This is a genomic window from Patescibacteria group bacterium, assembly GCA_035549555.1.
Taxonomy (GTDB): Bacteria; Patescibacteriota; Microgenomatia; order UBA8517; family UBA8517; genus Co84-156.
Genome location: DASZQR010000010.1, coordinates 804,066 through 810,692, shown reverse-complemented (window position 1 = coordinate 810,692; position 6,627 = coordinate 804,066). Strand labels below are relative to the sequence as shown.

The 6,627-nt window shown below is 38.0% G+C and carries 8 protein-coding genes, 2 tRNA genes and 2 rRNA genes; 4 read left to right on the top strand and 8 right to left on the bottom strand.

Annotated features, from left to right (window positions below; all coding sequences use genetic code 11):
* The 3 genes from VG895_05540 to VG895_05530 all read right to left on the bottom strand — a co-directional run.
* Positions 1–1,166, bottom strand: a 23S ribosomal RNA gene (locus VG895_05540); the annotation flags it as partial.
* Between the two features lie 123 nt (positions 1,167–1,289).
* Positions 1,290–1,362, bottom strand: a tRNA-Ala gene (locus tag VG895_05535).
* Positions 1,363–1,553: 191 nt separating this feature from the next.
* Complete coding sequence (locus VG895_05530) at positions 1,554–1,937, bottom strand: hypothetical protein (GenBank protein HWA52480.1); 384 nt, start codon at positions 1,935–1,937, stop codon at positions 1,554–1,556.
* A 71-nt stretch (positions 1,938–2,008) separates the two neighbouring features.
* Here VG895_05530 and VG895_05525 point away from each other — a divergent pair.
* Positions 2,009–2,080: transfer RNA gene (locus tag VG895_05525), tRNA-Ile, on the top strand.
* 3 nt (positions 2,081–2,083) lie between these two features.
* Positions 2,084–2,443: a hypothetical protein gene (locus VG895_05520; GenBank protein HWA52479.1), complete on the top strand. Its 360-nt coding sequence runs from the start codon at positions 2,084–2,086 to the stop codon at positions 2,441–2,443.
* 191 nt (positions 2,444–2,634) lie between these two features.
* Here the strand turns inward: VG895_05520 and VG895_05515 are convergent.
* A 16S ribosomal RNA gene (locus VG895_05515) occupies positions 2,635–4,105 on the bottom strand.
* A 255-nt stretch (positions 4,106–4,360) separates the two neighbouring features.
* Complete coding sequence (locus VG895_05510; protein ID HWA52478.1) at positions 4,361–4,828, bottom strand: hypothetical protein; 468 nt, start codon at positions 4,826–4,828, stop codon at positions 4,361–4,363.
* 77 nt (positions 4,829–4,905) lie between these two features.
* Between VG895_05510 and VG895_05505 the strand changes: the two genes are divergently transcribed.
* Complete coding sequence (locus VG895_05505) at positions 4,906–5,043, top strand: hypothetical protein (protein ID HWA52477.1); 138 nt, start codon at positions 4,906–4,908, stop codon at positions 5,041–5,043.
* Between the two features lie 27 nt (positions 5,044–5,070).
* On the opposite strand, the gene VG895_05500 is transcribed toward VG895_05505, so the two are convergent.
* Both VG895_05500 and VG895_05495 read right to left on the bottom strand, forming a co-directional pair.
* Positions 5,071–5,355, bottom strand: coding sequence for a hypothetical protein (locus tag VG895_05500; GenBank protein HWA52476.1), 285 nt, complete (start codon positions 5,353–5,355; stop codon positions 5,071–5,073).
* Positions 5,356–5,403: 48 nt separating this feature from the next.
* The gene (locus VG895_05495; protein HWA52475.1) at positions 5,404–5,799 is read right to left on the bottom strand and encodes a hypothetical protein; all 396 of its coding nucleotides are present in this window, start codon (positions 5,797–5,799) and stop codon (positions 5,404–5,406) included.
* A gap of 79 nt (positions 5,800–5,878) precedes the next feature.
* Here VG895_05495 and VG895_05490 point away from each other — a divergent pair, with 79 nt between their 5' ends.
* Positions 5,879–6,241, top strand: coding sequence for a hypothetical protein (locus VG895_05490; protein ID HWA52474.1), 363 nt, complete (start codon positions 5,879–5,881; stop codon positions 6,239–6,241).
* Here the strand turns inward: VG895_05490 and VG895_05485 are convergent.
* Positions 6,224–6,607, bottom strand: coding sequence for an ImmA/IrrE family metallo-endopeptidase (locus VG895_05485; protein ID HWA52473.1), 384 nt, complete (start codon positions 6,605–6,607; stop codon positions 6,224–6,226). The genes VG895_05490 and VG895_05485 overlap by 18 nt on opposite strands.
* Positions 6,608–6,627: the final 20 nt, after the last annotated feature.

Sequence of the window (6,627 nt, the reverse complement as noted above, 5' to 3'; positions counted from 1 at the left end):
TTGACCAGTGAGCTGTTACGCTATCTTTAAAGGATGGCTGCTTCTAAGCCAACCTCCTGGCTGTCTATGGAATAACACTACCTTTGAAACTTAGGATAAATTTAGAGGCCTTAGACGAAAATCTGGGATCTTTCCCTTTAGTCGTATCGGCTTAGCCCGACACGGCTGTCTAACCACTTGTATTTACAGTTATTCGGAGTTTGATTAAACAACAGTACTTAACGTACTCTTGCCCATTCAGTAGCTCTACCACCTGTAAATTAATAATGGCCACGGTCCCCATAGACCTTTCGGGGAGAACCAGCTATCTCGGGATTCGGTTGGTATATTGCCGCTAACCACAAGTCGTCCGAGCTTATTGTAACAAACATCGGTTCGGGCCTCCCACTGTACTTCTACAGTGTTCACCCTGCTCATGGTTAGATCATCCCGTTTCGGGTCTGTCACGATGCACTAATTGCCCTTTCGGACTTGCTTTCGCTATGCCTTCGATTCAAAAAATCTTAGACTTGTGCATAATGGCAACTCGCCGGTTCATTCTTCAATAGGCACGTGATCACTGGATAAATCCAGCTCTCACGGTTTGTTCGCAAACAGTTTCAGGTACTATTTCACTGAGCGTCTCGCTCTACTTTTAACCTTTCCCTCACGGTACTAGTTCACTATCGGTCCTTTTCTATATTTAGTCTTGGAAGATGGTTCTCCCGGATTCCCACACAGAATTTGCTGCATAGTACTTGGGATACTCATAGAGTTTACCGCAATTTTATTTACAAGACTTTCACTTTCTTTGGTTTGCCATTCCAGGCTATTCAATTATTTTGGTAAAATCTCACATTTGAGTCCCGCAACTCCTCATTCGTACAAGTACGAACAAAGTTTAGACTATTTCGGTTTCGCTCTCCGCTACTAACGAAATCTTTATTAATTTATATTCCTCCCGGTACTTAGATGTTTCAGTTCCCAGGGTGCCCTACTTACTATTAGTAATCTAGATAAATCTAGAAATTTGGTAATAAGTTACCTCATAAAGAGGTGGGTTGTCCCATTCGGATACCGACGGATCAAAGCTTCGTGGCAGCTCCCCGTCGACTTTCGCGACCATGTACGTCCTTCATCGGTAGAAAAGACCAAGGCATTCACTGTCTGCGTTGGTTATGATTTGCGACCTTTCTCTTCAACTATGTTGTCGAGATAACATGACAACTAGTTGAATAATGTTGATTGCTCTCCCAGAGCAACCAACAAGATTTAGATTTCAATGTGCAATTTCAACGGATTTTTAGTTGTGGACCCGGGCGGGGTCGAACCGCCTACCTCTTCATTGCAAATGAAGCATTCAGCCAGTTAAACTTCGGGCCCGTTTGGCAATTAAAAACCGACCTATAAGGTCGGTTACAATGATTAGATTTTTAATTTTACTTAGGCCACAAGACGCTTGTGACTTTTGTTTAAGTTAAATAAATTTCTTTTCATTAAGCGTGACAGACCTTAAAAGGTATGGATAGTATATAGGAGTTAGATTTAGGAGTCAAGAGAAAGCTTAAAGCGTATTATTTTGCCTTTGTAGCTATATATCGATTTAGTTTGCGAGCTGTTTCGTTCGCTTGGCCTGTTAATTCTGCAATTTCATAACATTGACCTTCTGCTGTTTCTGGAGAGAGTTTTTGTCCATAAGGTGAGTTTAAAATTGAGTCTTTCAAGGCTCCGTTAGAAACTGCCCGTATTTTAGCTTCATTAATATCTCTTCCGTTGCTATCTTTTAAGACTGCTGTTAATAGTTTATTTAAAGCTGTCTCGGTTCTGGTAAATTGACCGATATAATTCTTATTCTCAGGACCTAATTTTTGTTCGAGAGCTATACGTGCTTGATCTGATTCTTGAGTGAGTCTAGCTTCTGGAGTTAATTGATTTTGTTCAGACATAGGATCTGCCATTTGAAATATTATACACTAAATTGTTTTGAATTCAAATTTAGATTGATTCGTGATAAAATACACATACTTTAGGGTGATTGGCTCAATGGTAGAGCGCGTTCCTGATAAGAACGAGGTCGATGGTCCGATTCCATCATCACCCACTTATGTCGCCTCTTAGAATTGAAGCTTTTCATTCAAGTAAAGGTTGGAGTGAAATCGGAATAATTGGGCCTCATGATCCTTTTGGTTCGATTTCTGATAATCTACCTAGTGGACATAGAGATATTTTTATATTTTTTTGTTCGCCAGACGATAAATATTCTGTAATTAAAATATTGCCAGAAGGTTTTGACCTAACTCTTAACTATTTTCGAAATATTTCTTTAGAAAATTTAAAAGAAGCGAAAGAAATAAAAAGATTAACTTTGGGAAGTGGGTCTTATGAAATGAAAATAAAAACAGATATTAGTCCAATAGAAAGAAAAATTCGTTTTACTCACATTAATTCTTCAAAGCAGAAGTAGTCTGCATTCTCAAATAAAAATAAAATATAAATAGGAGAAATATATTACTTCAAACTTTGAAGACTTCCTCAAATTGACAACCAAGATATAACTGTAAACGAAATCCGTTTTATTATTTGTAAAAATAAATTTTTACAAATCTGGTTAAAAACGGCAGATTTAAAAACCGGGTGTGTATTCACACTCCTTAGAAAGGAGGTGATCCATCCGCTCCTTCCAGAACGGATACCTTGTTACGACTTAATCCTCATCGCTAGTGTCACCTTCTGCCTATCACTAGACATTCGGGTGCCCCTAACTTTGCTGACTTGACGGGCGGTGTGTACAAGAGGCGAGAACGTATTCACCGCAACATAGCTGATTTGCGATTACTACCAATTCCGCGTTCATGAGGGCAAGTTGCAGCCCTCAATCCCCACTGAGAAGCCGTTTGATGGGATTAGCTCCGTCTTACAACTTGGCAACCCATTGTCGGCTTCATTGTAGCATGTGTGTAGCCCAGGACATAAGGGCCATGCTGACTTGACGTCGTCCCCACTTCCTTCTATCACAAGGATAAAAAGTCCCATATAAATATCTAATATATGGCAGGGGTTGCGCTCGTTACCCCACTGAAGGGAACACCCCACGGCACGAGCTGACGACAGCCATGCAACACCTGTGTTATCATCTCTGTTTTCACAAAGATCATTCTCTATTTCTAGTGAACTAACACGATAACATGTCAAACCCTGGTAAGGTTCTTCGGTTCGTCTCGAATTGAACCACATGCTCCACTGGTTGTGCGCCTCCCCGTCAATTCCTTTGAGTTTTAAACTTGCGTTCGTACTCCCCAGGCGCTTCGCTTAACGTGTTAACTTACGAGACGGAAAAAATCCCATCTCTAGCGAAGATAGTTTACGGCTAGGACTACAGGGGTCTCTAATCCCTTTCGCTCCCCTAGCTTTCGTTCATCAGCGTCAGAATATTCCTAGTTACCTGCCTTTGCCCTTGGAATTCCTATCGATATCAACGGATTTCACCCCTACACCGATAGTTCTAGTAACCCCGAAATATCTCAACTCTTACAGTATTATTCCCCTTTCCGAGGTTGAGCCTCGGGCTTTAAAGAATAACTTATAAAAGAGCCTTTAGAAACGCTTTACGCCCAATAAATCCGGACAACGCTTGCACCTCTCGTATTACCGCGGCTGCTGGCACGAGATTAGCAGGTGCTTATTCTCCATAAGTTCTCACTTATGGCAAAAGAAGTTTACAACGAAAACGCCTTCATCCTTCACGCGGCGTCGCGACATCAGAGTTTCCTCCATTGTGTACGATTCCCAGTTGCTGCCACCCGTAGGTGTATGGGCCGTGTCTCAGTCCCATTCTGCCCGGTCATCCTCTCAGATCGGGTACCCGTCGTAGGCTTGGTAGGCTTTTACCCTGCCAACTACCTGATGGGCAATAGGCTCCTCAATCAGCGCGAAGTTAATCGCTTTCATCCGGAGATATTATGCGGTATTAGCTCATCTTTCGATGAGGTATTCCCCACTAAAGGAAAGATTCCTATTGAATTACTCAGCCGTTCGCAGCTAGTAGTATTGCTACTACTCGCTCTACTTGCATGCTTAAAGCACGCCGCTAGCGTTCGTCCTGGGCCAGGATCAAACCCTCAAATAAGTTGACTACGTCAACTTGCGGATTTTGAATAAATTCAAAATCGTAAGTGACAAATAGCCATAAATTGACTTGTCTCCATTCGTTGACGTTTGAATGGAGGGCCAGAAACGCTTACAGTTATATCTTGATTGTCAAAGTGCTTGTCCAAAATGGACTTATGAAGTTGTTAACTGGTAGTATTCTTTCGAACTTTCCAACAAGTTAACTTTGTGAAGATATTATATATGGTAAGTCAAGAAAGGTCAATAGATCTTACTAATCGACTAACTCTTGATGTGGATTTTTAATCGTTAAAATAGGTATTTTAAACTCTCGCTTTTTTACTTGTGACACAAATTGCTCAAATGTTTCTATCATATCAACTTCCTCTGGAAAATCTGGATATGATTTGAAGCCTGATTTTGCCATTTTCTCTTCATGGTTTCTTAACTTTCTTTCAGTGGTGCGAGAGTTGATAACCGTACGTTTTCCACCATTGATGCTTCGGTAGGAAAATCCTTCTTCTGAATAGATAGGTTCTGTTGGTATAGTAGTTACAAAAATACTATATAAGGAATTATCTTTATCTTTTATAAATGTAAACATATTGAACCACTTTCTATCCACAAGTACAGAGAAAGATATGCTTTGGATGCCGTAATTATCCGTTATAACAAATTTTCTTTTTTTATCATCACTTAATATTTCTACTTCGGAGATGTCTTGACTACCTATTTCTTTCATAATCAGTTATTCTACTCTTTTCTGAAGCTGAATTAAATAGAATTGCAATGATATAATCGAGATGTGATAGACGCCTCATGTTAATTATTGTTGCAGTTCTTGTTATTGGCGGTTTAATTTGGGCCAAGAATTATTTTTATTATGACATGTCTGAAGAATTCCCTCCTTGCGGATACACAATTATTGATGGAAAAAGAGTTTGGAAGTGTGTTTAATTACCTTTTACTTTTTTGGGGCTAAAACTAATTTAAACTAACATTAGGAAGCCCGATAGAAACCAGACTTTGAATGTGATTTATATCATGTGTTTTTTGAAGTCTGGAATTGAAAGCTTCTTGGGCATTAAGAGGATGTGCCTCCTGGCCGTTTATATTAATATGTCTTGTTTCTGCAAAATATTCTTTGAAACAGATTTGACCTTCACAAACATTTTTAAATTCGCACTTTAAATGCTCATCATGAGGCAAAAGACCTTTTTGATGAGCTAATTGTTCAGCTCGTGTTAGGATTGCACATTCACAACTCATTTGCCTTGTTATAGTCCTAAAAATTGAAGAAGTCAAGAAAGGTCAAACTTATTTTATTAGATTATTAACTTGTTGAATGAATTCTGATTCTTCTAACATTTTACTCAAGAAAATAACTCCATATTTTTGAGTTAGATCTGCGTGATCTTCTGAACTAAAAATTACAGTATTTTGTTTCATTTCTTTTAAAGCCATTGCTATTCTGAAACCACTATAATCTGTTGAATCCAGATCGTTTATTGCATGAAAATCAGTTAATACCAGATCTATTTGATCGCCTGAAGCTTGAATTGTCTCAATTTCGGGAATAACTCCCTTTTCTCGAACTATACTTGTGTTTATTTGAGAACATCTGAATCCGGCTTTCGCCAATATTGCAGTTTTATTTCTCAATAACTTTTCATCGTTATCAATTAAAACGACATGTTTTTGTCGTTCCGACATTTTTAGATTTTACACCTTTTGGAAATTAAATTGAAGAGAATTTGAATTAATGAAATTATTAAGATATATTTGCTTAATTATGGAATCACTTCGCCTTCTACCAGACGGATTATCAAATTCAGATCGTCAACAATTATCCATTTATTTGTGCGGAATAGTTTTAGAAAAATTGGAAAAAGAGCATATGATTCGTAAATTTGAAAGACAATCTTCTGATGATCCGAATTCTCCTCATTTTATAGTTAATTTTAGAGAAATAAACATACCTTTGTATGCCACCTCTAATGAAAGAAGTTTTTGGACATTTATAAATTTAGACAGCAATGCAGTTGTTGTACAAATTCTTGCAGGAAATGAAATAATACATCCTATGGAAACTTTCAATCGGATTCGCAAAAAATTAAGTTATTCAAGAATAAATGCATTAAGAGACAACTTGTAAATATTTTTTTGCAAATCGATCAGCTTCTTTTTCTTGTTCACTAATTTCTTTTTTGGTTTGTAATTTTCCAATTGAATTTCTGTGGCCTAAGACAACATGTCCAATTTCGTGCGCAATTGTCCAAGTTATTTGTCCAGGATTTTCTTTTAATAATTCGTCGGAAAGAAAAATTAAATATTCATTTTTCTTTAATTCATCACCCCGCAAAGTAAATGCCCAACCATCTTCAAAACTACTTACAAACCAAACGTGAGTTGCAATAAATTCTTGAATATCTTTGGGAAATTTTTCGAGAGTTTGCAAAACCATTTTTTGCATGAATTTATTTCCCTGAAGCCTGTGACCAAAGAGAGCTTTAATTTTCATCTATGATTGGTGTAATCATT

Excerpts from the sequence above, each read along its gene's own strand:
- VG895_05530 (HWA52480.1), bottom strand. The coding sequence starts at position 1,937 with ATGGCAGATCCTATGTCTGAACAAAATCAATTAACTCCAGAAGCTAGA.
- VG895_05520 (HWA52479.1), top strand. The coding sequence starts at position 2,084 with ATGTCGCCTCTTAGAATTGAAGCTTTTCATTCAAGTAAAGGTTGGAGT.
- VG895_05510 (HWA52478.1), bottom strand. The coding sequence starts at position 4,828 with ATGAAAGAAATAGGTAGTCAAGACATCTCCGAAGTAGAAATATTAAGT.
- VG895_05505 (HWA52477.1), top strand. The coding sequence starts at position 4,906 with ATGTTAATTATTGTTGCAGTTCTTGTTATTGGCGGTTTAATTTGGGCC.
- VG895_05500 (HWA52476.1), bottom strand. The coding sequence starts at position 5,355 with ATGAGTTGTGAATGTGCAATCCTAACACGAGCTGAACAATTAGCTCAT.
- VG895_05495 (HWA52475.1), bottom strand. The coding sequence starts at position 5,799 with ATGTCGGAACGACAAAAACATGTCGTTTTAATTGATAACGATGAAAAG.
- VG895_05490 (HWA52474.1), top strand. The coding sequence starts at position 5,879 with ATGGAATCACTTCGCCTTCTACCAGACGGATTATCAAATTCAGATCGT.
- VG895_05485 (HWA52473.1), bottom strand. The coding sequence starts at position 6,607 with ATGAAAATTAAAGCTCTCTTTGGTCACAGGCTTCAGGGAAATAAATTC.